18 protein-coding genes are annotated in these 25,349 nt (G+C 55.7%); 9 read left to right on the top strand and 9 right to left on the bottom strand.

What is annotated here, in order from left to right; genetic code table 11:
* Positions 1-95 precede the first annotated feature (95 nt).
* Both BGP77_RS08705 and BGP77_RS18125 read left to right on the top strand, forming a co-directional pair.
* On the top strand, positions 96-4,496 hold the full coding sequence (locus BGP77_RS08705) for a hypothetical protein (RefSeq protein ID WP_233252325.1): 4,401 nt from the start codon (positions 96-98) through the stop codon (positions 4,494-4,496).
* 4 nt (positions 4,497-4,500) lie between these two features.
* Positions 4,501-6,123 (top strand): OmpA family protein, encoded by a 1,623-nt coding sequence (locus tag BGP77_RS18125; RefSeq protein ID WP_199224219.1) that lies wholly within the window; start codon positions 4,501-4,503, stop codon positions 6,121-6,123.
* Positions 6,124-6,456: 333 nt separating this feature from the next.
* On the opposite strand, the gene BGP77_RS18395 is transcribed toward BGP77_RS18125, so the two are convergent.
* On the bottom strand, positions 6,457-6,909 hold the full coding sequence (locus tag BGP77_RS18395) for a hypothetical protein (protein ID WP_158269322.1): 453 nt from the start codon (positions 6,907-6,909) through the stop codon (positions 6,457-6,459).
* A gap of 417 nt (positions 6,910-7,326) precedes the next feature.
* Here BGP77_RS18395 and BGP77_RS18400 point away from each other — a divergent pair, with 417 nt between their 5' ends.
* Positions 7,327-7,566, top strand: coding sequence for a DUF6088 family protein (locus tag BGP77_RS18400; protein WP_158269323.1), 240 nt, complete (start codon positions 7,327-7,329; stop codon positions 7,564-7,566).
* 2,085 nt (positions 7,567-9,651) lie between these two features.
* A complete protein-coding gene (locus BGP77_RS08730) occupies positions 9,652-10,191 on the top strand; it encodes a cytochrome b (RefSeq protein ID WP_108164313.1) in 540 nt (179 codons plus the stop codon).
* A gap of 30 nt (positions 10,192-10,221) precedes the next feature.
* Here the strand turns inward: BGP77_RS08730 and mdoH are convergent, their stop codons facing one another.
* Together mdoH and BGP77_RS08740 are read right to left on the bottom strand one after the other, a co-directional pair.
* Positions 10,222-12,114 (bottom strand): glucans biosynthesis glucosyltransferase MdoH, encoded by a 1,893-nt coding sequence (mdoH, locus tag BGP77_RS08735; protein ID WP_108164314.1) that lies wholly within the window; start codon positions 12,112-12,114, stop codon positions 10,222-10,224.
* Positions 12,111-13,682, bottom strand: coding sequence for a glucan biosynthesis protein (locus tag BGP77_RS08740; protein ID WP_158269324.1), 1,572 nt, complete (start codon positions 13,680-13,682; stop codon positions 12,111-12,113). The genes mdoH and BGP77_RS08740 overlap by 4 nt, the downstream gene beginning before the upstream one ends.
* Before the next feature lie 184 nt (positions 13,683-13,866).
* Here BGP77_RS08740 and BGP77_RS08745 point away from each other — a divergent pair, with 184 nt between their 5' ends.
* Positions 13,867-14,685 carry a CDP-alcohol phosphatidyltransferase family protein gene (locus BGP77_RS08745; RefSeq protein ID WP_108164316.1) on the top strand — a complete coding sequence of 273 codons (819 nt, stop codon included), beginning with the start codon at positions 13,867-13,869 and terminating at the stop codon, positions 14,683-14,685.
* Positions 14,682-15,716 carry a lysylphosphatidylglycerol synthase transmembrane domain-containing protein gene (locus tag BGP77_RS08750; RefSeq protein ID WP_108164317.1) on the top strand — a complete coding sequence of 345 codons (1,035 nt, stop codon included), beginning with the start codon at positions 14,682-14,684 and terminating at the stop codon, positions 15,714-15,716. The genes BGP77_RS08745 and BGP77_RS08750 overlap by 4 nt, the downstream gene beginning before the upstream one ends.
* Here the strand turns inward: BGP77_RS08750 and BGP77_RS08755 are convergent.
* The 4 genes from BGP77_RS08755 to ribA are packed head-to-tail and all read right to left on the bottom strand — an operon-like array spanning position 15,705 to position 18,486.
* Positions 15,705-16,085 (bottom strand): 6-carboxytetrahydropterin synthase, encoded by a 381-nt coding sequence (locus BGP77_RS08755; RefSeq protein ID WP_108164318.1) that lies wholly within the window; start codon positions 16,083-16,085, stop codon positions 15,705-15,707. The genes BGP77_RS08750 and BGP77_RS08755 overlap by 12 nt on opposite strands.
* Before the next feature lie 15 nt (positions 16,086-16,100).
* Entirely contained in the window at positions 16,101-17,135 is a 1,035-nt protein-coding gene (locus tag BGP77_RS08760) for a zinc-binding alcohol dehydrogenase (protein ID WP_199224220.1), read from the bottom strand.
* Positions 17,132-17,863 (bottom strand): RibD family protein, encoded by a 732-nt coding sequence (locus BGP77_RS08765; RefSeq protein WP_108164319.1) that lies wholly within the window; start codon positions 17,861-17,863, stop codon positions 17,132-17,134. The genes BGP77_RS08760 and BGP77_RS08765 overlap by 4 nt, the downstream gene beginning before the upstream one ends.
* Positions 17,860-18,486: a GTP cyclohydrolase II gene (gene ribA / locus BGP77_RS08770; protein ID WP_108164320.1), complete on the bottom strand. Its 627-nt coding sequence runs from the start codon at positions 18,484-18,486 to the stop codon at positions 17,860-17,862. The genes BGP77_RS08765 and ribA overlap by 4 nt, the downstream gene beginning before the upstream one ends.
* A 94-nt stretch (positions 18,487-18,580) precedes the next feature.
* On the opposite strand from ribA, the gene BGP77_RS08775 reads away from it, so the two are divergent.
* Together BGP77_RS08775 and BGP77_RS08780 are read left to right on the top strand one after the other, a co-directional pair.
* Complete coding sequence (locus BGP77_RS08775; RefSeq protein ID WP_199224221.1) at positions 18,581-19,651, top strand: glycosyltransferase family 4 protein; 1,071 nt, start codon at positions 18,581-18,583, stop codon at positions 19,649-19,651.
* Positions 19,652-19,666: 15 nt separating this feature from the next.
* Positions 19,667-20,467: a class I SAM-dependent methyltransferase gene (locus BGP77_RS08780; RefSeq protein WP_108164321.1), complete on the top strand. Its 801-nt coding sequence runs from the start codon at positions 19,667-19,669 to the stop codon at positions 20,465-20,467.
* Here the strand turns inward: BGP77_RS08780 and BGP77_RS08785 are convergent.
* Together BGP77_RS08785 and BGP77_RS08790 are read right to left on the bottom strand one after the other, a co-directional pair.
* The gene (locus BGP77_RS08785; protein WP_199224222.1) at positions 20,464-21,213 is read right to left on the bottom strand and encodes an FkbM family methyltransferase; all 750 of its coding nucleotides are present in this window, start codon (positions 21,211-21,213) and stop codon (positions 20,464-20,466) included. The two genes, BGP77_RS08780 and BGP77_RS08785, sit on opposite strands and share 4 nt — an antisense overlap.
* On the bottom strand, positions 21,213-22,793 hold the full coding sequence (locus BGP77_RS08790; protein ID WP_108164322.1) for a hypothetical protein: 1,581 nt from the start codon (positions 22,791-22,793) through the stop codon (positions 21,213-21,215). Before BGP77_RS08790 ends, BGP77_RS08785 begins: the two co-directional genes overlap by 1 nt.
* Positions 22,794-23,545: 752 nt before the next feature.
* On the opposite strand from BGP77_RS08790, the gene BGP77_RS08795 reads away from it, so the two are divergent.
* Positions 23,546-25,249, top strand: coding sequence for a lysozyme inhibitor LprI family protein (locus BGP77_RS08795; protein WP_108164323.1), 1,704 nt, complete (start codon positions 23,546-23,548; stop codon positions 25,247-25,249).
* The last annotated feature ends 100 nt before the right edge of the window (positions 25,250-25,349 follow it).

The following is a 25,349-nucleotide window of genomic DNA, read 5'->3' on the forward strand; positions in this document are numbered from 1 at the left end:
TTGAGCTCGAAGGAAATGAAGCAGGCCTTATCGGTTATTGGAAGCTGAATGAGACAAGCGGAACGACGGCCAACGATAACGTCTCAGGCGGAATCTTGGATGGCACCTCCTCAGGCGTATCCCTGGCTGTTGAAGGTGCCTTCCCGGTCAATTCAGCGCCCGAGTTCTCCAACCTTGATGGCGACAGCGTGGCCTGGGCGGGCGTCGGCAATCTGGTTACGTTGGACGTCGGCAATGATGCCTCACTGATCGACCTCGATCTCGACTTACTCAACAGCGGCAATGGCAATTACGACGGCGCGACCCTGACGGTGGCACGACAGGGCGGCGCCTGGGACGCCGATGTGTTTAGCATTGATGACGACGGTGCCACATTCGATGACACCGGCTCCGCCTTGCAAGTTGGAGGCAATTCCTTTGCCACTTACACCAACAGCGGCGGTCAATTACAGATCACTTTTGATGACTCTCTGATCACGCCAACGGCTGCATTGCTCAACGATCTTCTGGGGCGTATTCAATACCGCAACGACACACCGGCTGGCGACGCTTTGATTCGTTTGTCGTTGAGCGATGGCCTTGAAGTGGGTGTTGCTGACGTTACGGTAACGGCCGATATTATTTACGTCACCAGCAACACCGACACCGCAGTACAAGACCTAAGCAATGGTGTGAGCTTCCGCGAAGCACTGGCGATGGTTGAAACCGATGCCAGCGGTTTGTTGACGTTGGTGCTCGACAGCTCCCTGAATAACGACACCCTTGCTATCAGTGGCACAACCACCTTACTCCATGATTTAACCGTCAATCTGGATTTGGTGCCTGATATCACTCTGAATGCCGGCATTCTTAATATTGATACCGGTGTCACTCTGACCCTTTTTAACGGCACTTCTGACACCGCCACCCTCGATATCACGCTGAGCGGTGCTGGCTCTTTGGTCAAAGATGGCGCTGGCACTCTGATCATGACCGCCACCAATACCCTGACCGGCCTGACTCATATCGTAGATGGCGTACTTAACTTAACCGGCAGCCTGCTGGGCGACCTGACCGTCGACGGTGATTTTATCAGCGCATCGTTGGTGAGTGGTCTGGTAACGGTCAACTCGGGAGGCACCATCGCGGTGGGCGACTCGCCTGGAACTCTGCAACTTGATGGCGGGCTGGACCTTCAGGCCGGTGGTCTTTTGACGGTGAGAATTAACGGCAGCACAGCCGAATCTGGCTATGACGTTTTTGAGGTGAGTAACAGCCTTACCCTGAACGGCGATTTGAATCTCATCGGTACTCACGTTGGCGTCAACAGTGATCTGGGAACCATCATTGATTACCTGACCGGCGGTCCGGTATCGGGCACCTTCAACACACTGACCGAGGGGGCCGGCATCGCACTTAATGGTATTACTTACCTGATCAGTTACCTGGCCGGTGACGGCAATGACGTCGGCCTGAGCGTCCTGCCGCCGAGCGTTTCTGCCAGCCACATCAGTGTCGGCGGCGCCGCTGGTGCGACCTTCCGAGTGGGCGAAACCATCGTCGTGGAATGGGATAACTCCGCCAGTGGCGATAACAATTCCAATATTGATACCGTCACCGTAGATTTCTCAGAGTTCGGCGGTGGTTCAGCAGTTGCCGCTACTGAACTTTCAGGCGTCTGGACCGCGAGCTACCTGATTCCTGCGGGCACCATTGATGCAACGGGTCTTAATGTGTCGGTCACAGCCACCACTGATCTGGGCTTGTCCAACACCACCGAAGGCACGGATGATGCGAGTCTCGATAATCAGGCACCGTCGGTCAGCGACAGTCGCCTCGACCTCTCAGGCAGCACCGGTAGCGACGACACCTTTATCGTCGGCGATACCGTCACTGTCACCTGGAACAACACCGCTGGCGGCGATAACAATGGCGATATCGATTCGGTAACGGTCGACTTCAGTGCCTTTGGCGGTGGCACTGCCGTTGCAGCAACCAACAGCAGCGGCACCTGGACAGCGACCTACACCCTGACGGCCGGCAGCCTGGATGGCAGCAACTTGAACATCAGCCTGACGGCCACAGACGATGCCGGTAACAGCACCACTCGCGCCGACAGCAGTAATGCCGATGCCGATACTCAGGCACCTGCGGTTACCTCGGGCAATATTGACGTCAGCGGAGCGACTGGCAATGGCGGAGCATTCATTGTCGGTGATACGTTGACCATCCGTTGGGACAATACCGCCAGCGGCGACAACAACGCCGACATAACAGCGGTGACCGTCGATTTCAGCGCCTTTGGCGGCGGCGCTGCGGTGAGCGCAACCAACAGTGGCAACACCTGGACCGCGACCTATTCCGTTACCGAAGGCTCAACCAGTGGTACCAATCAGAACCTGACCGTGACTGCCGTGGATGACGCTGGATTAACGGGCGATGATACCGTCAGCGCAACGGTCGATGCCCAGCGACCAACGGGTCACAGCGTGGCCTTCAACAATGCCCTCTACGACAGCGGCAACGTTGCCGGTGCTGAATTCACGCTCAGCGGCGCAGAAAGCGGCGCCGATTACAGTTTCAGTATCACCAGTTCGGGCGGTGGTACCCCTGTGACCGGCAGCGCTTCGGGTATTGGCGGTGGCCCAATCGACATTCCAGTGAACCTGAGTGGATTGGATGACGGCCAGTTAACGTTGACGCTGACGCTGACCGACGACTCTGGCAACGCGGCTGATCCAGTCACAGCTACTGCCCAGCTGGACATCAACGGAGTCGACAGCGATGGTGATGGGATTTCTGATGGACAGGAAGCCGTTGATGGCACCGACCCAAATGATGCGGACGATTACGTAGATACCGTTGATCCAACCATAACTGCACCTGCCGATCTTCTGGATATTGACGCCACCGGACAGTACACCGAAGTGACACTGCGGCTTCTACTCGGACTCCCAGAGGGTGCCAGCGACGCCACGCTTCAGTCGTCCTTACAAGCACTGGCTACCGACAACCTCAATGATTGCTGCACCATCGAAGTTCAATTCCCAGATGATAATCAGCAGTTGGAGTCCGGTAGCTATACCCTGACCTGGCAAGCAACCGATGGCAAAGGTAACACCGACCAGGATACTCAAACGATCAACATTTATCCGCAGGTGTCATTCAGCCCGGATCAGGTTGCTGTCGAAGGTGAAACGGCCACGGTTAAGGTCATTCTCAGCGGACTATCGCCAATCTATCCGTTCAGCATTGATTACGATATTGACCCGTCGAGCACCGCCAGTGGAGCGGATTATTCACTCAGCCCAGTGACACAGACAGTCACTTTTACAGTTGCTGAAACAGAGACGGATATTCAGGTAACCCTGGCCGATGAAGGCCCGGGCGATGGTGATGAATTCATTCTTTTTGAACTCGACGATAGCGAAAACCTGGGGGCCCAAAACACCCACCGGTTGACCATTGTTGAGACGAATTTACCACCTGATGTTCGTCTGGAGTTGGAGCAGAGCGGCGACCGCACGACCATTGCCGACCGGAATTCCGACATAACCGTAACTGCGGTGGCTACTGACCCGAATGGCGACTCCATCGACTTCGATTGGACCGACACAGATTCGCAATTGATCGACAATGACGGCAATTTGCTCAACAACACCTTTGTTTTTGATCCCGCCGGTCTTGCTAACGGCATTTATAAAGTGGCTGTTCGAGTCACCGATGCGCAGGGTGCAAGTACATACAGCCAACTGCACTTCGTTATGGTTTCCGCCAAACCCACTTTGGGCGCCGGCGACAGCGATGGCGATGGCACGGATGACGCAACCGAAGGCTCAGGTGACGATGACGGCGACGGCATCCCCAATTACCTCGACAACATCGACGCCACCAATTTATTGCCGGCTCACGCCAGCATTACTTATGCCTACATCCTGGAGTGTAACCCGGGGCTGTTCTGCCGACTGGGCCAGTACTCGTTGCAAGGCAGTACCGGTGGTGCCCGACTGGTGCCCAACGAATTGAACACCATGCAAAACATTGTCGCGGATACCAACTTTATTCCGGTCGATGGTCCCTTTGATTTCGAGGTGCATGATTTGCCGATTACCGGCCAGAGTATTCAAATGGTTATCCCTCAGCGCACGCCGATTCCCGCTAACAGCCAGTATCGTATTTTCGTCAATGGACAGTGGCAGGCCTTTGTCGAAAACACCTTCAATCTGCTGTTTTCCGCACCGGGAGAACCGGGCTACTGCCCACCTCCGGGTGATGATCAGTGGCGCCCCGGCCTGACCCCTGGTCACCGCTGCGTACAGCTGACGATCGAAGACGGCGGGCCTAATGATGCAGATCTCGAATCCAATGCTACAGTCAATAACACGGGAGCTGTCAGCCGTGCCAATGGACAGGTTAACTTCAACAGCAGCGGCAATGCTCTCGGTGGTGCCAGCGGTGTATTTTTCATTGTGTTACTCGGCCTCTGGCTAACGCGCTACAGGAGAATGATGGAGTAGAATCTTGGTAGTTAAGGGACGCATTGCGAGCAACTTTTTTTTTACAACACTCACTGTATTTATCGCCCTGCTGATTGGGCCCGGGGCACATGCTAAAGAGTTCGACATCGCCGATCTTTGGCTGTCCCTGGACGTTGGTTTGGCATCAAACTTGATTCAGGAAGATTATCAGCAAAGCGCCGACGACAAGGGACTGGACATTACCATTGGCGATCCACAAACCGCTCGGCTGTCGTGGAAAGTCGGGCTGGGCTGGGATTTCTGGGAGACCTCAGACGAGCAATTAGTGCTGTCGTCACAACTTGAATGGATCAATCTCGGCAACGTGAATCTGGACTACAGTGGCGAAGTTGCTAATGACGCTGAACTACAGGAAATCTACGATGGCCTGGCCGACATTCACCCCAACAGCGGCAATGGCATTGGTGTTGGCTTTAACAGCCGCTGGAAAGGGACCGGCGATCTCAATCTTGATCCCTTTGAATTTGGCTCCGAATTAGGGCTGTTTTTCTGGTGGCAAGATTACGAACTCGACGGCGTTAACGAAAGTGCTGTTCGAACTGATTCCATCAGTGGCATTGGCTGGTACGGTGGCTTGCACTTTGACTATCAAATAGACCCTCGCTGGTCAGCACGAGCAGGGACGCGCCTCTATGGCATTGGTGATGAACTGGTGCAATCCACTCGTGTCGGCCTGACTTATCGCTTTGGCGCCAAACCTGCCGAGCCAACCGTTATTGAGGTTGAAGTGCCTGCCGGCCCCAGTCTGGATGACCGCTATGTTCTATCACGTAGTTCAAGCCAGCCGCTTAATGTATTACTGAACGATACGTCCGTTGGCAATAATCTGCGTGTTGCACGTGTGAGCCAGGCGGAGTCGGGTGATGTATCCATCAGCAGTGATCAACGGCGCATCCGATATCGCCATAACGGCGACGATGCTGAAGTTGATCAGTTCGAGTACTGGATCGACAACGGCGATGAAGAGGTCGGGCCGGTGCAGGTCATGATCGAAATTGTTGCAGCGCCTCCCAACGCCAACGGGGACTCGTTCCAGGTCGGCTTTAACACCTCTTCGCGTCTGGATGTATTAGAAAATGACAGCGACCCGCAAGGGCGACCATTGACCATTGTCGAGTATTCCATCCCGGATTACGGCTCATTGTCGATGCTCGATAATGTTTTGATCTACGATCACTATGGCGATAACCACACCGAGGTCAGTTTCTTCTATTGGGTATCCAACGGCGACAATGAAGCAGGTCCAATTCGTGTTGATCTGATTATTCTGCCGGAAATCTTCACCATTCCGGTAAAATTCGATCCCTCGTCAACGGTGATACGAACCGAAGATAAACCGGCGTTGAATCGGCTCTCGGTGTGGATGACGGATAATCCGGGCACTCGGGTGTCAATTCTGGGGCACACCGATGACACGGGAATACCGGCTGCTAATCAGCTACTTTCCCTGGGTCGTGCGCAATCAGTGATGAATTACCTTGCCACGCAGGGCATCGACCCCAATCGACTAAGTGCTGAGGGTTTTGGTGACAGTCGTCCTGTAGCAACCAATGTCACACCGCAAGGACGTTTGCAAAACCGACGGGTAGAATTCCGATTGTTTTAGGTACATGTTTGTAGTGCTTCAATGATTCCGGACGCCAACGTGAGTGGTAAAGGTACCACCATAAATGAGGTTTCTAATGACCATAAAGCGACGTTCTTTTTCTCCCGGGTTCAAACAAGAAGCAGCCAACCTAGTGCTGGATTAAGGTTACACCTTTACACAGGCCAGCGTGTCCCTGTGCGTTGGTGAAATCGCAGTTCGGCGCTTGGTTAACCTACTGGACAAGGAGCGTGACGGCGTCACTCCAAAAAGCAAGGCCTTCATCCAGGCATCGGATCCAGGAACTGGAAGCCCGCTGTATCGCCTGGTACAGGAGAAGGCTGCCTTAAAAAGCTACCGTACTTTTGATGTCGGATGAAATGAATCCGACTCGCTGAAAGACCGATTGAGGAAGCAGACATCAACAAAATGGTCTGTGAAGCGTTTGGTGTCAATCGTTCCAGCTATTGCGAGTATCGCCACCGGCGAAACCATGTGGATGTCGAGCGCCTGACCCTGAAGGCTCTGGTCAATTGCTTGTTCACCAAGAGTCGCCGCTCTGCGGGCCACCGGACCATCAAAGGCCTGCTCAGTAATGGAGTCATTGTCATCGGTCGTTTCAAGGTTATACGGTTGATTAGTGAGCTGGGGCTGATCAGTAAGCAGCCCGGACCTCACGCCTACAAACAGGCCACGGTTGAACGACCGGATATCGCCAATCACCTGGATCGGGCGTTTGCAGTTGAACGGCCTAATCAGGTCTGGAAAGGCTGTTTCGGAGCCTGAAATCAGAGTGGATAGCCGCACCGGGTTATCGAAGCTTGTCCGAAGCCTAGAGAGATATTTGGGCTTACTTGATGGGCTACTACAACCGACAGTGATCTCACACATGCAACGGTGGCATATCGCCTGTTGCGGCTGACGAAATACTTAAAATACTGACCGAGGTTGGTCGACTAATACAGAGACTAATACAACATAGCATAAACATTCATTATCAGACCTTTTATCTGGGCGCTTCGCTCCAAACTGCCTATATAGGATAGATGCACACCACCCTGAACGTATGTTGAGCTGCAAGTGCTATTTGCAGCCACAAAGCGCTAAACCATTAACATTCTGGGTCAGGTTTCTATATGTCTACAGCTCAGATGGTGAAAAGCCGTATCAAGCTTTTGCGCAAAGGGGTTCCATTCTCAACCCGAGATTCCGGCTGGGCCGACTTTGGAACTTCCACGGCTAATAAATAAAGCGCTGAGCCGTTTAGTCCAATCTGGCGAGATTGAGCGCATTGAAAGAGGCATTTATGCCCGCCCAAAGTCACTTGTAATGGCACCCCATGTCATGGTTTCAACAAGTGCCGAAAACCTTGCTAGGTACTGGGCAAAGCTTAATGGACATGTATTAGTGCACCAGACTGATGAAGCCGCCTACCGCTTGGGCCTGCAGCTTCAAGCCCCATGAAACTCGTATTTTAGACTGATGGCCCCAGCCGGCAGTTCAAGCAAGGCGCCAATATCGTAGAAGTTAAACGTGTCAGATAAAAACTGCTCACTTGGCCAAACCAACCGAAAGGTGATGTCTTCCGCAGCTTATTGGTCATCTCACCCGACTCAGTGACAGCCGATATATGGCGCCATATGCTCACAAGACTATCCATACCGCACGGTGATATTAAGGACTAAAGTATCGTCTGCATAAAGCCGGTTTACCAAAGAGCTGGCGAGCAAAACTGGATGAGCTGTAGCGTGCACTCGACTGAATATAAACAAGGTTTTGAATAAATAGGGTATCAAACGGTATGCTCAAAGAATTGTCGTCTTAAATACCGCAGGGATCTTGCTTCAGTAGTATAGAGAACTATTTAGCCCTCAATATTTTAGGCTGCAGCCGCCCCTCCGGCCATCCAATCACCACCTATCGACCATCGTCTAACAATGAAGTCGATGAAAGAGTGAAAAATGAATCAGGCGATAACACGAACATAGTGCGGGGTAGCGGTCATAGGAGACCGGGCCAGGAGTTTGCCCTAACTGGAGATTATGAACCAAACAAACACGCAAGAACTCACCATTTTGAAGACCTCGCCTACATCGATTTAGATCCCCCCCCTGGGATAGTCTGTACAAGTTATTCGAGCACCATCGAATAGCCAAAATCAGGGGCAAATACCAATACAAACGGCGCCGAAGGAGGCATTTTTTCAGGCGGCTCTCGACGTGGCCACAAAAACGACATTGATCGAGCGATGTTCAATGCACCCATAGAACTAGAGTTCAGGCGCGTATTGCGAGATATGTGGCATGCCGTGAATTATCTACGTAACGTATTACCTGACCGCGTTACCGAAATTCACTGGTTCACCTTTGAAAATGGCTTTAGTAGAGAGACCGAACCCAAACTTATCGCACTCCGTCCATTCCGCGACGATGAGGTCGTTAGAAAATAAGTGCGAGATTGGCCGTTCAAAAGTAGAGATTCAACAAGACTACGTGGCGCTCTTGTCATGCACATAGAAATCGACAACGAATCCGTTTACATCCTAGCAATTGAACGTAGCCTAAGAACAACGCCAGACAGCCTAGATCGATTTGCAGCACCGATGAAAGGTTTAGTGTGTTGGGGGCGATTCAATGTGACCTTTAATCTGGACTGTCTCGATCGTGAGTTGGGATAGGTTAAGGGATAAGTGGCGACCGCCAGCAGCGTTATCGCGAAGATAGTGCAGTGAAAAGTTCGGAATATTGCTTTGGCCAATATGAGAAATTGACGTTTCCGCTGGAATGGCTGACCGGCAATATAGGCCAAAGTAGCCCAAGCGTCCGCCGCTGCTCAGGGTCTTGTGGAGTGTGCGATGCCGATCAGAAGCTCGCAGAGCAGTTACAAGGTCGAGACACACTGAAGACCCTCAAGAGAGACAATGTGTACCTGAATGAGCTTCCGGATATATCTTACCAAAGGCAGTTGTGTGCGTAGAATGCCTTAAACAGGGCGTTTTCGGGCATTCCGGACAAGTTATGGTCGCAACAACATATTGTGTTTTTAACCCTACGAATTTTTCGTTTTGGATAACATGTGCCGTCTCTTTCCTACGATAATCTTTTTATTCATTTGCAAAAATATGCACGAATTTAAAATGCCTAGGCGTATTGTTGTTGGGTACTTCCTATCGGATAACCAGTAAATCATGTCACTCAGTGAGCGTTGAATCTGTTAGCGCCGCTTGTGTTTTAGCTTTTGTAGGAATAGGGGGTGTGACAATCGGGATCAGTTTTCCCACGAATATGAGTGTTAATTGGACATTGAATTTAAAGCGAGTGATGAGTTCATCATGACAGCTAAAAGTGGTCATTTTGCTGAATAAACTAAAAAGCGTTGCGGTACTTTTTTGTGAATAAAATTGCAACGATAGGCGTTAAAGATTCACTACAGATAAAACCAAAATTAATACCCCCAACCCCTTTAGATAGCCCCCCGCAACAATAATCTTTATGATGCGTTTCAGGTAGGGAATCCCCTGTTTTAAAACCGTGCTAAGGAACAGATCCAATGACTCAAATTCAAAAATACCCAATCGCCTGGCGAGTGCTGCACTGGCTTATGGCGCTGATGATTTTCGCATTAATACCCGTGGGCATTGTGATGGCCGAACGGGCCGAGGCGAATCTTTGGGGGGCGCTGACCAATACCTTGTACAGCTGGCATAAGCTGATCGGCTTTACCGTGCTGTTATTGATGGTGGTGCGGATTGTGATGAAGGTTCGGCTCAAGGGACCGGCCTATCCGGATACCTTGCCGCGTCACCTGCAACTGGCCGCCCACAGTTTGCATCATCTGCTCTATGTGTTGCTGGTGTTGACGCCGCTGTTTGGCTGGGCCGGTGTGACAGCCTATCCGGCGCTGATTACCGTGGGTGGGTATCACCTGCCGCCGATGCCGTTTGTGCCAGTGGATGAAGCATTGGCTAGCCGGTTATTCGGGATTCACGGTGCGTTAGCGATTGCGCTGGGTGTGTTGATCGTTGGCCATATTGGCGCGGCGATGAAGCACCTGATCGATAAAGACGGCTTGTTCCGGCGGATGCTGTAACAGCCGTCTGGTTCTTTATTGAGCGATGCTTTATCGGCTATTAATCGTGGCCGAATAAGCATCCAGAAACGCCTGTCGGCGTTGCATGATCTCAGGTGGGGCCACTTCTTCGGGAGTGCCCAGCACGCCCCACCTTGCCAGCCACTGGCCGGCCGTTTCGCTGCCCGTCAGGGCGCACAGCGGTACGGCCAGTATCAGTCCGATGACCGTGGGCAACATCCAATACAACAGCGACGACGATAGCCCCAATAACAGTCCGAGCACCAGCACTCCGAGAATGGTCTGCATGCCATGACGGGCGATGAGCGGCCGCCAGATCACTCCACTGCCATGCCGCCGTTGAGCGGACCAGCCAGAGTCTTGTCCCCTTGCGATTTCCCAGAGATGGCGGCTGTGCACCAGCATGAAGATGGGCGCGTGCAGTACCGAGAACAGCAGTTCCAGTAGGGCACTGACGAAAAAGGTCAGTCGGCGGGTGCCGCCGCGTCGAGTTTTGCTCAGCAAACCACCCAGCAACCCCAATGCTTTGGGCAGCAGTAACAGCGCCATGGTGAACACGAACAGCCCGATCATCCGTTCTGAATCGAAGTGGGGTATCAGGCCACCGGTTAAGCTTTGGCTTTGTTGCAGCGCAAAGTGTGTGCTCAGCACCAGGCCGACCGTCACCATGGCGAGCCACAGCAGGGAGGTCAGGTAATTCATGACGCCCATTAACATGTGCGCCCGGCTTGGCCAGCGCAGGCCGCGGGTGCGTAACACGGCCAGGTGTTGAACGTTGCCTTGCGCCCAGCGCCGGTCACGAATGGCGGCGTCGCCCAGGGTGGGTGGGCATTCCTCCCAGGAGCCTTCCAGGTCGGGCAGCATGCGCACTGTCCAGCCAGCGCGCCGAATCAGCGCGGCTTCGACAAAATCGTGTGAGCGTATTTCGCCGCCGAACGGGCGTGGGCCGGGCAGTTCGGGTAAGCCAGCGGCGGCCGCGAATGCGCGGATGCGAATGATGGCGTTGTGCCCCCAGTAGTTGCCGCTGTCGCCCTGCCAGGCGCTCAGGCCTCTGGCGAACACCAGGCCATAGGCCAGGCTCGAAAATTGTTGCAGCCGGGCAAAGAGCGTTTCGCCGGCGTATTGGCGGGGCAGGGTTTGCAGAATGCCGGTGTTGGGGTCGGCATCCATTTCGCGCACCAGGGTGGCCAGCGTGTCAGCGGCAATCAGGCTGTCGGCATCGAGCACCACCATGTAGTCGTAACTGCGGCCCCAGCGGTTAATAAAGTCGCGAATGTTGCCGGTTTTGCGTTCGGTGTTCTGGCTGCGGCGGCGGTACCAAACCGCTAAACCATCGCCCAACCGCTCACGCAGGCACTGCACGGCGGTGGTTTCGGCGTGGATGACATCGGCTTTGTTGCTGTCCGAGAGAATGAAGATCTCGAAATGCGACTGCAGCTTCAGCCGGGCCAGATCTTCGCCCATGGCGGCCAGCGCCGCACAGGCACTGGCGGCGTCCTCGTTGTAAATGGGCATCAGCAATACGGTTTTGCCGCGCAGGGCCGCGTTGGGTTGGGCCTGGCGTTGCCGTGAACCGGGTTGAGTGCGGTAGAAAAACAGCGAGGCCATCGCGGCCGTCGCCGTCAGCGAAATCCATCCGAAGGTGAGGGTGAACAAGCCCTGCAATAACCACAGTAAGGCCGTTACCCAGAGGTCGCCGGAACCGGTCGTTGTCACGGCATGGCTGAGTGAATGGCTGAGCGGTAGCGTCAGATACATCTGGACGCTGGCGGCGATGGTCAGCGCCAGGCTACCGCCGAAGGTGAAGTAGCGCGCCAGCCAGGTGGTTATCGTTTTGCGGGCGGCAAATTTACTTGGGCGCTGTGACAGCTGCTGGGTGGGCATGGCCAGGGGCGATGCCGGTGGTGTTAGCGTTGCTGTCATCGCGTCCACCGATAGAGCCAGGTTTCACCCCAGGTCTGGCCGTTCACTTCCAGGGCGACGCGCAGTTCGGCCAGGTCGGCTTCGCCCGGGTTGAGTTTGACGTAGGCCTGGTAGTGGCCGGTGGCCGAGACCAGTGTGCCACTGACATCGGTGATTTCGCCGGCACTGGTGCTGGCGTTGATGCGCATGGCATCGGGGTTTTCGGTCAGATTGGGCAGTGCCGATCCGTCACTGTAATCGATCACAAAAATGCGGTCGTTGCTGCCCAGGGCGCGGCCGGAGGCGGTGTTGGTGATGCGTCCTTGTTCCGGTGCGTAGGCCGAGGCGGCGCCCCAGTGCAGACGGTATTGATAGCGATAGGTCTGGCCGGTTTTCAGACCGCCAGTCGGTTGCCAGTAGGCGGCAATATTGTCCTGGTATTCACCGTCGGTCGGGATTTCCAGCAGTTCTACGTGGCCTTGGCCCCAATCACCCAGCGGTTCCACCCAGAGTGATGGCCGTTTGTCGTAACGGGCTTCGTTGTCATTGAATTGTTCAAAGGTGTCTCGGCGCTGCATCAGCCCAAAGCCGGCCGGCATGGCTGAGTCGGCGGTTTCAAAGGACGAGGCTTGCCAATGCGTCGGGTTGGCCAGGGGTCGCCAGATCTGTTCGCCATTGGCTTGCTGAATCTGCAGACCGTTGGAGTCGTGGACGGCGTTACGGAAATCATCGAAGCGGGCGTGGTTGGTGCTGTCGAACATAAACATGGACGTCAGCGGCGCGACGCCAATGCGTGGCGTGTCCACGCGCGGGTAGAGGCTGGCGTCAACATCCATGATGGTCTCGTCTCCGGGCATCACGGTAAAGCGGTAGGCGCCGGTGACCGAGGGGCTGTCGAGCAGGGCGTAGATGACTATTTTATCGTCGTCGCTGGTGGGCTGTTCAATCCAAAAATCGGAAAAGTGCGGGAATTCTTCGTCGCCTTCGCCAACGGTATTCACCGCCAGGCCGCGTGCAGAAAGCCCGTAGAACTGATTTTTAGCGACGGCGCGAAAATAGCTGGCGCCCAGGAACACTAAAAACTCGTCGTAATGTTCAGCGCTGTTGATGGGGTGGTGAACCCGAAAGCCGGCATAACCGTCGGCGCTCAGGCTGTTCACATCAATGGAGCGGTCGTCGTAGCTGAACACCTCGGTATCGAAATCCAGGCGACGGGCCACGCCGTTTTCCACCAGGTGAATGCCAACGGGCGTGGTGTGGAGGAACCCCGGGTGAAACAGTTGCAGTTGAAACGAGCTGTGTTCATCGCTCCAGGCTGCGTGGTTCGGATCAAACCGGATGCTCCGGAATTGGTCATAGCTTAAGGCGCGCAGCGCGCTGTCGTCGGCCAGTGTGTCGGGCGTAAAGGCTTGGTTCGCCAACTCACGGGCCCGTTCTTCAAGCCAGCGCTGGTTGAATGAAGTGGTGTTGGGCTCTAACGCCGGTGGCGTCATGAGCGACCGGCTGAACAGCAGGCCGGCCACGACTAGCAATAGCAAGGCTGCCACAGCCACGGCCCAATAAACGGGCCGGGTACTTCTTGGTAGCATGATGTTTTCCCTTTCCATCAAGTGCGGGTCAAGAGTGATGCGCGTGTATTCTAACCAGGTGTGGGGTCGGTTACGGTGCTAGCGCTAGTCCCTTCCAGCGCTCGGGTCGTATACTCCGGCCCCATCTTTTTCGGGGTCTGCATTATGATCATTATTCGCCTGCTTCGCATTAACCGGATGACTTATGCCGGGTTTAACTGAGCGTTTTGTCACAGTATTTGGCGCCCGTGGGCCATTGCCATTGCACCGCGAATGGGTGCGCATCGCCTTGCTGGGTGTTGCCGCGTTGCTGGCCGGTGCTCTGGTGTTGTCGGTTTTTAACGGGCCCATCACAGGCGCGCGCTGGTTCGGCGGCGGTCTGGTTGGCTGGGCTTTTGTGTTGTGGCAGTGCCACCGGCGGCTGCATTTGAATGTCGCCAGTCTGGATAACCGACCCTTCACCGGCCTGGGTACGGCCAACCGCATTACGCTGCTGCGCGGCTGGCTGATCGGCGCGACCGCTGGTTTTCTGGCCATCCTCCCGCTGCCGACCTCCGCTGGTTTGCTTTACGTGCCGGCTGTGTTTTACAGCGTGGCAGCCGCGTTAGACGGGCTCGATGGCTATGTCGCCCGGCGCCAGCAGCAGACAACACGACTGGGGACCGAACTCGACACCGTTATGGACGCCTTTGGCTTGTTCATTGCGCCTTTAGTGGCTGTTTTTACCGGCAAGCTGCCGGTGGTTTATCTGTTGGTCAGCGTGGCTTATTACCTGTTTCAGTGGGGCATTCGCTGGCGAGTGCAACGCGGACGACCGGTGTATGCGTTGCCGCCGAGTCAGCTACGTCGATACCTGGCCGGCGCGCAAATGGTGCTGGTGGCGTTTGCCTTATGGCCGCCGTTGCCCGGGTCGGTTTCCCAGTGGCTGAGCATTGCCCTGATGATTCCGCTGCTGCTCGGCTTCTGCCGTGACTGGCTTCATGTCAGCGGCTGGCTTGGCGCTCGCCGGGAGCCGGCTGCATGACGCAACGCCGCGCTTTCAATCGATGGAACCTCACTACCGGTGGCCTCTGGCTGCTGGCGCTTGTGCTCGCCGGTTGGACGCTGAGGCAACTGCCGCTGAACAGCATTACCCACCAGCTTGAGCAACTCAGCTGGCACAATTGGCTGCTGTGGACGCTGGTCAATGGCGGCATTCTCTATATGGCCGTTAAGCGCTGGCAACTGCTGGGGCAGGCATTACAGGCACCCTTGTCGTTGATCCGTCTGTTTCGGATGCGCCAGGCAGGCAGTGCGGTCAGTTTTCTGACTCCCGGTCCTCATTTCGGTGGTGAGCCGCTGCAGTTGCTTTGGTTAACCCGTGTTTTTGCTCAGCCTCTGCATCGCGCGGTGGCCATGCTGGGGCTCGATCGCTTTGTGGAAACCGCGACCAATATCGCGGTATTGCTCGCCGGTGTGTTGCTGCTGCTTGGCACGTCCATGGTGCCGCTCGATGACGGCTTGCAGGTGGCGGCCATACTGGGCGGCGTCTTGGTGGCTTTGTTCGTCGCGGCGGCGCTGGTCGTGTACCACCCGCTGTGGCTGGCGAATCGGCTGCGTCCTTTGGTGCAACGCTGGCGCTCTGATTCGGCTGAAGCGGATGCCAATCAGGAAAGTGGCTGGCAGGCGCTGGTGCGGTTGATGCAAGGCGCACTGGCAATGCATCGGGGGCGATTGGCGGCTGCGTTGCTGTTGTCGTTGCTGGGTTGGGTGGCGCTGGTGGCGGAGTTGTGGCTGTTGTTGCATTTTCTCGGCCTCTCGCCATCGCTGACCGATCTGCTGACGATCATGGTGGGCATGCGGCTGGCGATGTTGCTGCCGGTGCCGGGCGGCATTGGCACCATCGAGGCATCTTTGTTGTGGTCGTTTCAGTTGCTGGGGTTGCCGGTCAGTGCGGCCCTGGGGCTGATTGCACTGACGCGGCTGCGCGATGCGCTGGTGTTGCTGGTGGGGTTGGGCTGTTTGTACAGCTTTCATCGTCCCCGTCTGGCGGGCAAAACAGCCTCAGCCGAATGAGTGCCGGTAGGCCGCCCAGCAGGTGTCGTTCTCCCAGAGTTTGACGGTGAGAGCGCCGGTGCCGGGTGGGGTAATGCCGGCTAACAGCTGTTCACTGAGAATGCGGCTGAAATGTTCAATGCTCGGGTTCAGCCCGGCGAATTCCGGTTTGTCGTTGAGCATGCTGTCGCGGTAGTAATCCACCACCTTGTTCAGGGCGGCTTCGATTTCAACGATGTCGACCAGATAGCCATGCTCGTTGAGGGTGTCACTTTCGATCTGCACTTCGAGTACATAGTGGTGGGCGTGCGGGTTGTTCTCGGAGCCCCAGTCCCCGCCAATCAAATAATGGTTGGCAATAAAGTCTTGTGTAACGGCGACGGTATACATAGAAATCCTTATCGGTCAGTCAGCGGAATAAACGAACAGCGGCTGCACCATGGCGTCTTGAGAGCCAGTCCGGGCATCGTGCAGTTGCTGGTAAAGGGTGCCGGCTTCGCGCAATGGCAACCGGTGGGTAATCAGTTGGGTCGGGTCGAGGCGGCGAATCATTTCCCAGGCAACATCGAAGCGGCGTTGTTTGCTCCAACGGCCGCTCAGGGCCGGGGCCAGAGTGCTGACCTGGCTGGTGATCAGCTGCAGGCGGTTACGATGCGCTTCGCCGCCTAAATCAACCGATACCGGTTTGTTGCCATACCAACTGCCGATCACGATGCGGCTGGCATAGCCACTGAGGCCAACGGCCAGATTCAGCGCCTCGGGGTGTCCGCTGATCTCGTAGATTAAATCGGCATCAGCCAGATCGGGTTGCGGGTTTGCGCTGGCGTCGGCCGGGCTGAAGACGGCCTGCACGCCCAGTTGGAGAGCCAGTTCCTGGCGCTTGCTTTGGCCTTCAATGGCCTGCAAAGAGGCCAAGGGGTATTGCGCCAGCACGCCCGATAACAGCAAACCGACCACACCCTGGCCAAGCACCACAACGCGCTCGCCAAGCATCGGCTGGCCATCCTGCACCAGGTTAACGGCCGTTTCCATGTTGGGCAGAAAGGCGGCGGCTTCGGCGGAAATGCCGTCGGGTACGGCAATGAGCTGGTCTGGCCGGGCATTGAAATGACGGGCGTGGGGCTGGAAGGAAAACACGGTTCTCCCCAACCAGGCCGGGTCAACATCCGCGCCCACTTGTTGCACGTCTCCAACACAGGCGTAGCCGTATTGCACCGGGTACTGGGACGTGCCCTGCAGGGCGTCGAGCGTGCTGTCGAGTGCCATCGAATCCGGCAGTTGGTTGCGATAGAGCAGCAATTCCGTGCCGGGGCTGACGGCCGAACAAAGGGTGCGTACCTGAAGTTCGTCCGCCGCCGGTGGCGCCAGCGGCACGCTGCGCACTTCTACCTGAAACGGCGCGGTGAACCAGAGCTGATCGGTGGTTGTCGTGTTGGTCATGATTCGAGCCCGGGTTTGGCGTCACTCACATAGCACAGCCGACCCCAGACAATCAACTCGTTGCCCAGTTGCTGGCTGTGCAAGTCGCCGATCTGAGGGAAAGGCAGGTTGTCGGCATCGCCCAATGGGCCGACGGCGTTGTAGCCGCCCACAAACATCGGGGCGACAGTCAGTATCACGGCATCGGCCAGTCCGGATCGCAGAAAAGCGGTAATCACTGAAGCGCCCCCCTCGACCATTAAGCTGCGAATGCCGCGCTCGTACAAGACGTCCATGGCGGCATGCAGGTTCACGTGTCCATCGGCATCGCCGGGTACGACGATGAGTTCGCAGTCGTCACGATCGGTCTGTGCTTCTGGCGTGGTCAGCACCCAGCAACCGCGCTCGGCTTTCTGGCACAGCTTGCAGCTGGGCGGCATGCGCAGTTGGCTGTCGAGTACGATGGGTTGCGGGTCATTACCGGTCCACTTACGCACGTTAAGTCGCGGGTTATCGGCCAGTACGGTGCCGATGCCGACCAAAATGCCGTCGTGCAGGCTGCGCAACTGGTGCGTCATCTGCATGCTGGCATCACTGCTCAGTGCCATGGTTTCACCCGGGACGGTGGTAATGCTGCCATCCCAACTTTGGGCGTAACTCAATGTGACATGGGGGCGATTCGGCGCTGAATCCTGAGTGGTTTTTTGTTCGGCCAGCAGCCAGTGTTCGATGTCCTGATTCAGCGTCATGAGCTTACAGGCTTTTCGAGGGGTTCGATGGGCAGCAGATGATCCATACGCTGCACCTTGGTGAGCAGGTAGCCGACGTTGTCGGTGTTGGCCGCAACGGCCAGCGATACTCGCCCTGAGACAGTAATGCCTTTGGCTTCCAGCGCGCTGATTTTGGCCGGGTTGTTGGTGATCAGCTGTACTGAATCCACGCCCAGGTCTGCCAGTATCAGAGCGGCCAGTGAGTAGTCGCGTTCGTCGGCGCCGTGGCCGAGCATTAAATTGGCATCGACGGTGTCGTAGCCCTCGTCTTGCAGGTTGTAGGCGCGCAGCTTATCAAGCAAGCCAATACCGCGGCCTTCCTGGCGCATGTACAACACAACACCAGCGCCTGCCTTGGCGATCATGGCCATGGCGCGGTCGAGTTGTTCACCGCAATCGCAGCGCCGGGAGCCGAGTACATCGCCGGTAAAACATTCGGAATGAACCCGAGCCAGAACCGGCCCGGCGTGGGCAATATCGCCCATGAAAAATGCCAGGTGTTCTTTGTTGTCGAGGGTGTTGGTGTAATAGCACAAGTGAAAATCGCCGTATTCAGTGGGGATCCTTGTGCGGGTCATACGGGTCACGGCAGGTATAGACATGAGGTACTCTTAATGTTGGTATAACGATCCTTGTATGTCTGGGCGTCTTGCTATTCATGCCCGGACACAACTCAATAAGTTACGACCCCCCTGATTGGAACGGATCACAACTCTGTTGAACTTCACCACCTTGTTTTTTGTTTTCCCCGGCGACCTGGCGACGCCGACGGGCGGCTATCGCTACGATCGCCGGTTGATCCGCGAGTTGCGGCAACTGGGCTTTGACGTTCAAACTATTGCGCTTTCCAGCCAATTTCCCTTCCCGGATAAACGGGCGCTGGAAGATGCCCGCCAGAAACTGGCGGTGGTGCCGGATGGTGCGGTCGTGATCTTCGATGGGCTCGCCTTCGGCACGCTGGATCAGCTGGCTGAAGCCGAAGCACAACGACTTCGCATCATCGCATTGTGCCATCATCCGCTGGCGCTGGAGTCGGGTTTGGACCCGGCACAACGAGCGCGGTTTCAGGCATCGGAGCAGCGCGCATTGTACACCGTTCGCGCTGCACTGGTCACCAGCGGGCACACCCGGCAGATATTGATCGACCAGTTCGCCATGCCACCGGAAAAGGTGGTGGTGGCGCAGCCCGGCACCGACCCGGCGCCTTTTGCTCCTTGCATTGGGTCGCCGCGTCAAATACTGACCGTTGCTTCCCTGACCCGGCGCAAAGCTCACGATGTGCTCATTGATGCGCTGGCACCTTTGGCCGAATTGCCCTGGCAGGCTCGCTTTGTCGGTGGCCAGGATTTCGACCCCGACTGGACCGCAGCCTTACAGCAACAGATAAACCGGCGGCAATTGCACGATCGCATTCAACTGACAGGGCCGGTGGATGATCTGGCGGCCGAGTTCCACAATGCCGATCTGTTCGTTTTGCCGTCCCGCTACGAAGGTTACGGCATGGTTTTCGCCGAAGCGCTGGCGGCGGGCTTGCCGGTGATCGCCGCCCGGGCTGGCGCGGTACCGGATGTGGTACCTGAGTCCGCCGGCCTGCTCGTACTACCTGACGACACAGCCGCGCTAACAGATGCACTGCGTACCTTGCTGACCGAAGAAAATCTGCACCGCCAACTGCAAGCGGGCGCCCGTGAAGCGGCCGCCAAACTACCTACCTGGGCTGATACCGCCGGTCAGGTGGTTCGCCTTATCCAATCCATACACCCATAAGGAAATACCTCAACCATGAGTGGATTCAGCATCGATTGGCTCGATCTGCGCGAAGCCGCCGACCGGCGCGCCCGCGACAACAGCCTGAGGGCGCAGGCAATGCAGTGGTTGGCGGGCGACGAAACGCCGGTGGCGGTTGATCTGGGCGCGGGCACTGGCTCTACCTTGCGTGCGCTGACAGCTTCGAACCCGCAAGCGCTGATCTGGCGACTCGTGGATAACGACACGGCCTTACTCGACGAAGCCGTACGCCGGCATGGCGAAACGCACCGAATAGAGCCGTGCAAAGCGGATCTGTCGGCGTTGGCATCACTGCCACTGCAAGGCGCGCGTCTGGTCACAGCGTCGGCCCTGTTCGATCTGGTCTCTGAGCATTTTCTGGCTACGCTGGCAGCCGAACTGAAAGATCAAAACCAGCAACACTCAATCGGCCTCTATGCGGCCCTGAATTACGACGGCACTACACAGTGGACACCCCAACACCCGCTGGATAACACCGTACTGGCGGCGTTTAATCAGGATCAGCGTACCGACAAGGGCTTTGGCCCGGCGCTGGGGCCAGACTCCGGTGCGGTTCTGCAGCGTCTGTTCACTGAAGCCGGTTTCCGGGTGTATCTGGCCAGCAGCCCCTGGACGCTGGATGGTGCTGATCAGGCGATGGTGGCGGAATTAATCACGGGCATTGCAAGCGCCGTTGCCGATCATCCAGACATCCACCCCAGCACGCTGGAAGACTGGGTTCAGTTTCGGCAGTCCAACGCGGCCTCGGGTACGTGCGTCGTCGGCCATACCGACGTTCTGGCGTTGCCGGGTTAAGCGTCCAACCGTCTGGCATACACATCGCCACTGCCTTCGTGAGTGGCTTCCAAATTACGTTTCATCTCAGCCGGAGTTAGCCAATGCTGGAACGTCATTCGGTGGCTTTCACCGGGGGCGAGGTTGTATTGGTAATTCCCCAGTTCTTCCAAACGATCGATACAGGCCAGCGCGGTGCTCATGCTGGCCGGGATGTACTCGAACGACAACGCCGCCAGCGGTCGTGACAGCCCCTGCAACACAGCCAGTTCAAAGCCTTCAACATCGATTTTGCAAAAGCGTGGCTCGCCGTGACGCTCGATCAGGGCATCGAGCGTCGTGACCGGCACCGTCACTTCGCGGTCCCAGCGGACCGACTGAAAGGAGGCATCCTGTTGCACCTGAGACATCCATTCCCGCGATAACGTAGTGACCGTAGGCGTACGCGTGCTGATAAACAGCGTGGCTTCTCCGGGCTCGGCGCCTACGGCTTCTTCGATCAGCGTGATCTTGGCATCGGTGCCATAGCGCTGCCGCAGGGTTTGCATCAGCAACGGTTGCGGTTCCATGGCCACAATTTGAGCACCCAGGGCGCGCCATGCCATCAGTCGATTACCGACGTGAGCGCCGACTTCGAAACACACATCACCGGGGCGAATAAACTGCCCGTAACAGCGACGCAAGCGCGACTGGCGCCCGGGAATGCCGTAATACATCATCAGTGAACGCCAGAGGCCAAGGCGTTCACGCCAGGTTGTATGCGCCATCAGTTGGACTCCTTGTCGGGGTTGGAAAATGCATCGATAAAGCGGTCGCGAACCTCATCCATTCGCCAGACGGGCGCGTCGGCATCCGGCTTCATGCCGGGTTGCCATTGCCAGCTGTCGATGGCGTCGATCACCGCCGGATCGCTGGCAATCAGGTGCACCGGTACGTCTCGGTTATCGGGGTCGCCGGTGATCATCGGCGCAGCCTGATGATCGCCCAGGATCAGCACCACCAGATTATCGTCGCCATATTCCTGTAGATAAGACACCAGCGTCTCCAACATGTATTCGATCGACTGGCGGTAATAGAGGCGAATGGAATTCACATCGCTCCACACGTCTTCCGGGTTGGGTCCGGCCTGAGCCTGGTCGTTAAAGATGGTACCGTCGCCGACCTGATCCCAAGGCACCAAGTGGGTGTTGGGTGTCCAGGGAGCATGCGATGAAATCAGCGCCACTTCTGCCATAACCGGTGGCCGGTTTTGCCCGCTGCGCTCGCGCGCCTGTAAGGCCGACCAGACGTACTGATCGGGCATGGTTACCCAGTTGAAGGGCCGCCCTTCGTAGCCGAAAGTATGCGCATTGTAGATTTGGTCGTAACCGTAATAGGCGCCTTCGGGCCAGGCCAGACTGATCGCCGGCATCCCGGCCACGGTGCGCCAACCGGCCTTCCGAAACAGCCGGTTCAGGGTCACCCGTTCGCTGAGCATCAGGCTTTTGTAGCGGTTTTCGCTGTCGATCCAGGCGCCAGAGAGCAGCGTCCCGTGGGCCAGCCAGCTCAGACCACCCACCGTCGGTGACGTCAGAAAGGCGCTGCGCATTTGCAGGCCCTCGGCCACCAGCGACGCCTCTGCCCAGTTCAGCTTTTCGGTAATGGCCGCCTGAAAGGGGTCTTGCTCCAACAGCACTCGCCCGTAGGACTCGGCGAAGACGACAAAAACATCCTTACCTTCCAGCCGTGAAAACAAACCGTCGGCGGGCAGTTCGTCGGCGGCATCGTCACCGACTGTGGCGGCAAATGCCTGCAAATCCTGAAGACTGTGCAGGGTATCCCGCCCATGGGCGAGCAGATGATCCCAGGCAAAGGTATCGGCCCGCGACCAGCCTGCGGTTTTGAGCCCACCCCAGACCAGCAACAGCGCCAGCAGCGCAATGCCGGACAGACGAGCGTCGGTGTGCAGAGTGCGCTGAATCCGCCCGAGCATCACATAGGCCAGCCAGCACACCAGAGCGACGACCAACACCAGCCCCAGAGCAACCAAGACGGACGCCAGACTGCCTAGCACCCCGCTCAGCAAACGGCTGGCGTCGGCCAACAGGTGACTGTCGAAAACCGGATTAAAACGCCGCGCAAATATCTCGTGGGTCACCAGATCGGCGCCGCGCAGCAGCATAGCCAGACCTAACAACACCGCCAGCAAAGCATGAACGGCCTTGCCGGCAACGCCCGGAATCAGCAATAGAAAACCAATGACGAGCAACTCGAGCGGGAAGAAAACAAAGGCGGGCGGACCAATCCAGGCCAACCGGTTGGGGAGTGAAAGCGCGATAAAGAGTCCAACAAAGCACACAAGGGTCATAAGGTGCCGGACGACTGGGTGATGAGGCATGTAGTGATCTCATATCAATAAAAGATGGTTAACGGAGGTGCATCAAAATACGGCTCAAACCAGTCGGGGATATTGAGCATACAAGCAACATCGAACGGATGATCCGGCACAGAGGGGAACAGTCGCCCACTACTGTTACCGGTCGGGTATTGCTCACGCCGATTAGGCTATGAACCTGGCAACAGGGAAGGAGGGAGAGCATCCTGCTGACGAGATTCCCTATTAACGCGTTTGATGAGCGCTGACTCACGGTGTCCGCGTGCGCATGCTATCAACTATTTAACAAGGCGTGAATTCTGAACCCTAGGAGGATTGGGTGAAGCGCCTAGGTCACCTGTGTTACGAAAAATTGGAAGGTTATGGCTCGAGGGCAAAGTTATACAACAGCAACCCAGCATCCGCACAATCCGCACCCAGGCAACGAACTGACGCAATAGGCCCGGAAGCAGATCATCGAGAACCTGAGAGAAGAGGGGAGCTCTAATGGCCAATGAACGGAACTGAAAAGGCCATACCGATTCGATTCACCGAGTGTAGATGTAAGCACCTAACTGTTAGTTTGCTAGCGCTCTGGCAGTCATTAATCCTATGAACGCGATACAGTTTTCAGGGAAAAAGTCAGGTGGCACATGTGTCCGCTTCTGTATTTTTCTGTAAGGCATCATCAGTGATATTTAAGGTAAAGTAGGTCGATCATTATATTGGCTTAAAAGGAATTTCCGGTGTCTAAAAAGAAAGGAAAAACGCTCTGCAGCTCGATACTGATATGGATAGCACCTACCGCTTTTGCATTTCCAGTTGGGCCACCCAGCTATGACTGTGACGCTGAGCTGAATCAGGTTGAGCGGATGATTTGCGATTCCGATGTGCTGTCTTATGTCGATAGGAGCTTCAGTGTCGTTTATCAGTTTTCGATCGGAGCTCGGATTTATCAACATGACGTGAATGTTCAGGAAGCGCAGAGGGCTTGGCTTGCGCAACGCGACCAGTGCAAAACGGTTAAATGCATTGGTGATATGTATTTAAAGAGAACATCGCAATTGCAACCGTGGGGTTTGTGGGAATACCCGGATGAGGCGTCTGCCTACTGGATAAGTTATCTGTTCTGGTCTCAACATACTAATAAAAGCTGGGCGGCGTTCGAACAATTGATTGAGTCTAACGAACAACCATACGTCGGTCAGGATGCTGAGTTTGATGAAAGTTTTGGTCCGGGCTCTGTGTTGGTTATCGATATTGATGGCGACGGAGTCGAAACCGTCGGGTTCGATGTAAACATTCAATTTGATCACGATGCGGACGGATTCGCTGAGTTGACTGGGTTTGTGCATCCAGATGATGGCATTTTAGTTCTTGACCGAAACGGTGACGGAGTGATTAGCGATGGTCGTGAGCTATTGGGTGCAGCCACCCTGTTGCCGGACGGGACACTGGCGGAAAATGGTTTCCAGGTACTGCTGCCCTTGTTTGATTCGAACGATGATGGATATTTCAACCTTCATGATGAAGGGTTCGATTATCTGAGTATATGGCGTGATCTCAATCAGGATGGTGTCTTCGATAGAGGGGAATTGGTTCGATATGGGGACGTGGGTATTGAGTCTATCTATCTGCGCGCTTCAAACCAATCTTATGTTGATGAACACGGGAATCAGTATCGGCGGGTTTCTTTTTACACAAACTACGATGGGCAAATTCGGGAAATCTCCATTGTCCAGTTTCCACGAGACACAACCGACACCCAAGAGGTTTTTATTCCTGTCTCGGACGATATAGCAGCTTTACCCGATGCAACGGGGTTTGGGAATGTGCTGTCGTTGCATCAAGCCATGGCGCGCGATGAGTCAGGTGAGCTGCAGCGATTAGTCCAGCAGTTCATGGATTCAACCTCGTCCGAGGAACGTCAGAACTTGTTAGCGCCTATTCTCTATAATTGGACAGGCCAGGAAGGCGAATACCGGCCTTATTATCAAGCGTCGATTGATGAGCGAAAAATTAAAACAATGGAAGCCTTTGCGGGTCGCGAGATTGGAACGCCCAACGGTTCAGGCCAACCCTATACCACCCTGTATGAAGCTGAATTCGAAAAGTTGAAAGACACTCTATTTTATCAGTTGTCAGCGCTGACCCACTTAAAACCATTCTTTGAAAAAATTACGTGGACGCAGGATGAATCGTCGGGAGTCTGGTTGGGTGATTTCACGCTGGTGTATGGTGAAATACTCGAGCAACTCGAGGAGAACTCTCGCATAGGTGTGAGCATGCTGGACGATTTTACTCGAGCGTTGAACGGTATCCAGGGCAGTGATCTGGATATCCAGACTCAATTTAAACAACAACTAACGGCCTATTTAGACAGTGAGGATCTTTCGGGTTACTCGCAGCGGTCGATTGAACTGATCAGCCGATTTGAAGCCGAGCTATAGCCCGTTTCTTTGTTCGTTACGGGATCAACATCGTATTTACAGAGGCAGGCTAGGGTTGCTGGCGTCAGCATGGTATTTTCTGTGGAGTGATGGCTAGGAA

Origin of the sequence: Saccharospirillum sp. MSK14-1 (assembly GCF_003054965.1) — a bacterium.
Classification (GTDB): Bacteria; Pseudomonadota; Gammaproteobacteria; order Pseudomonadales; family Natronospirillaceae; genus Saccharospirillum.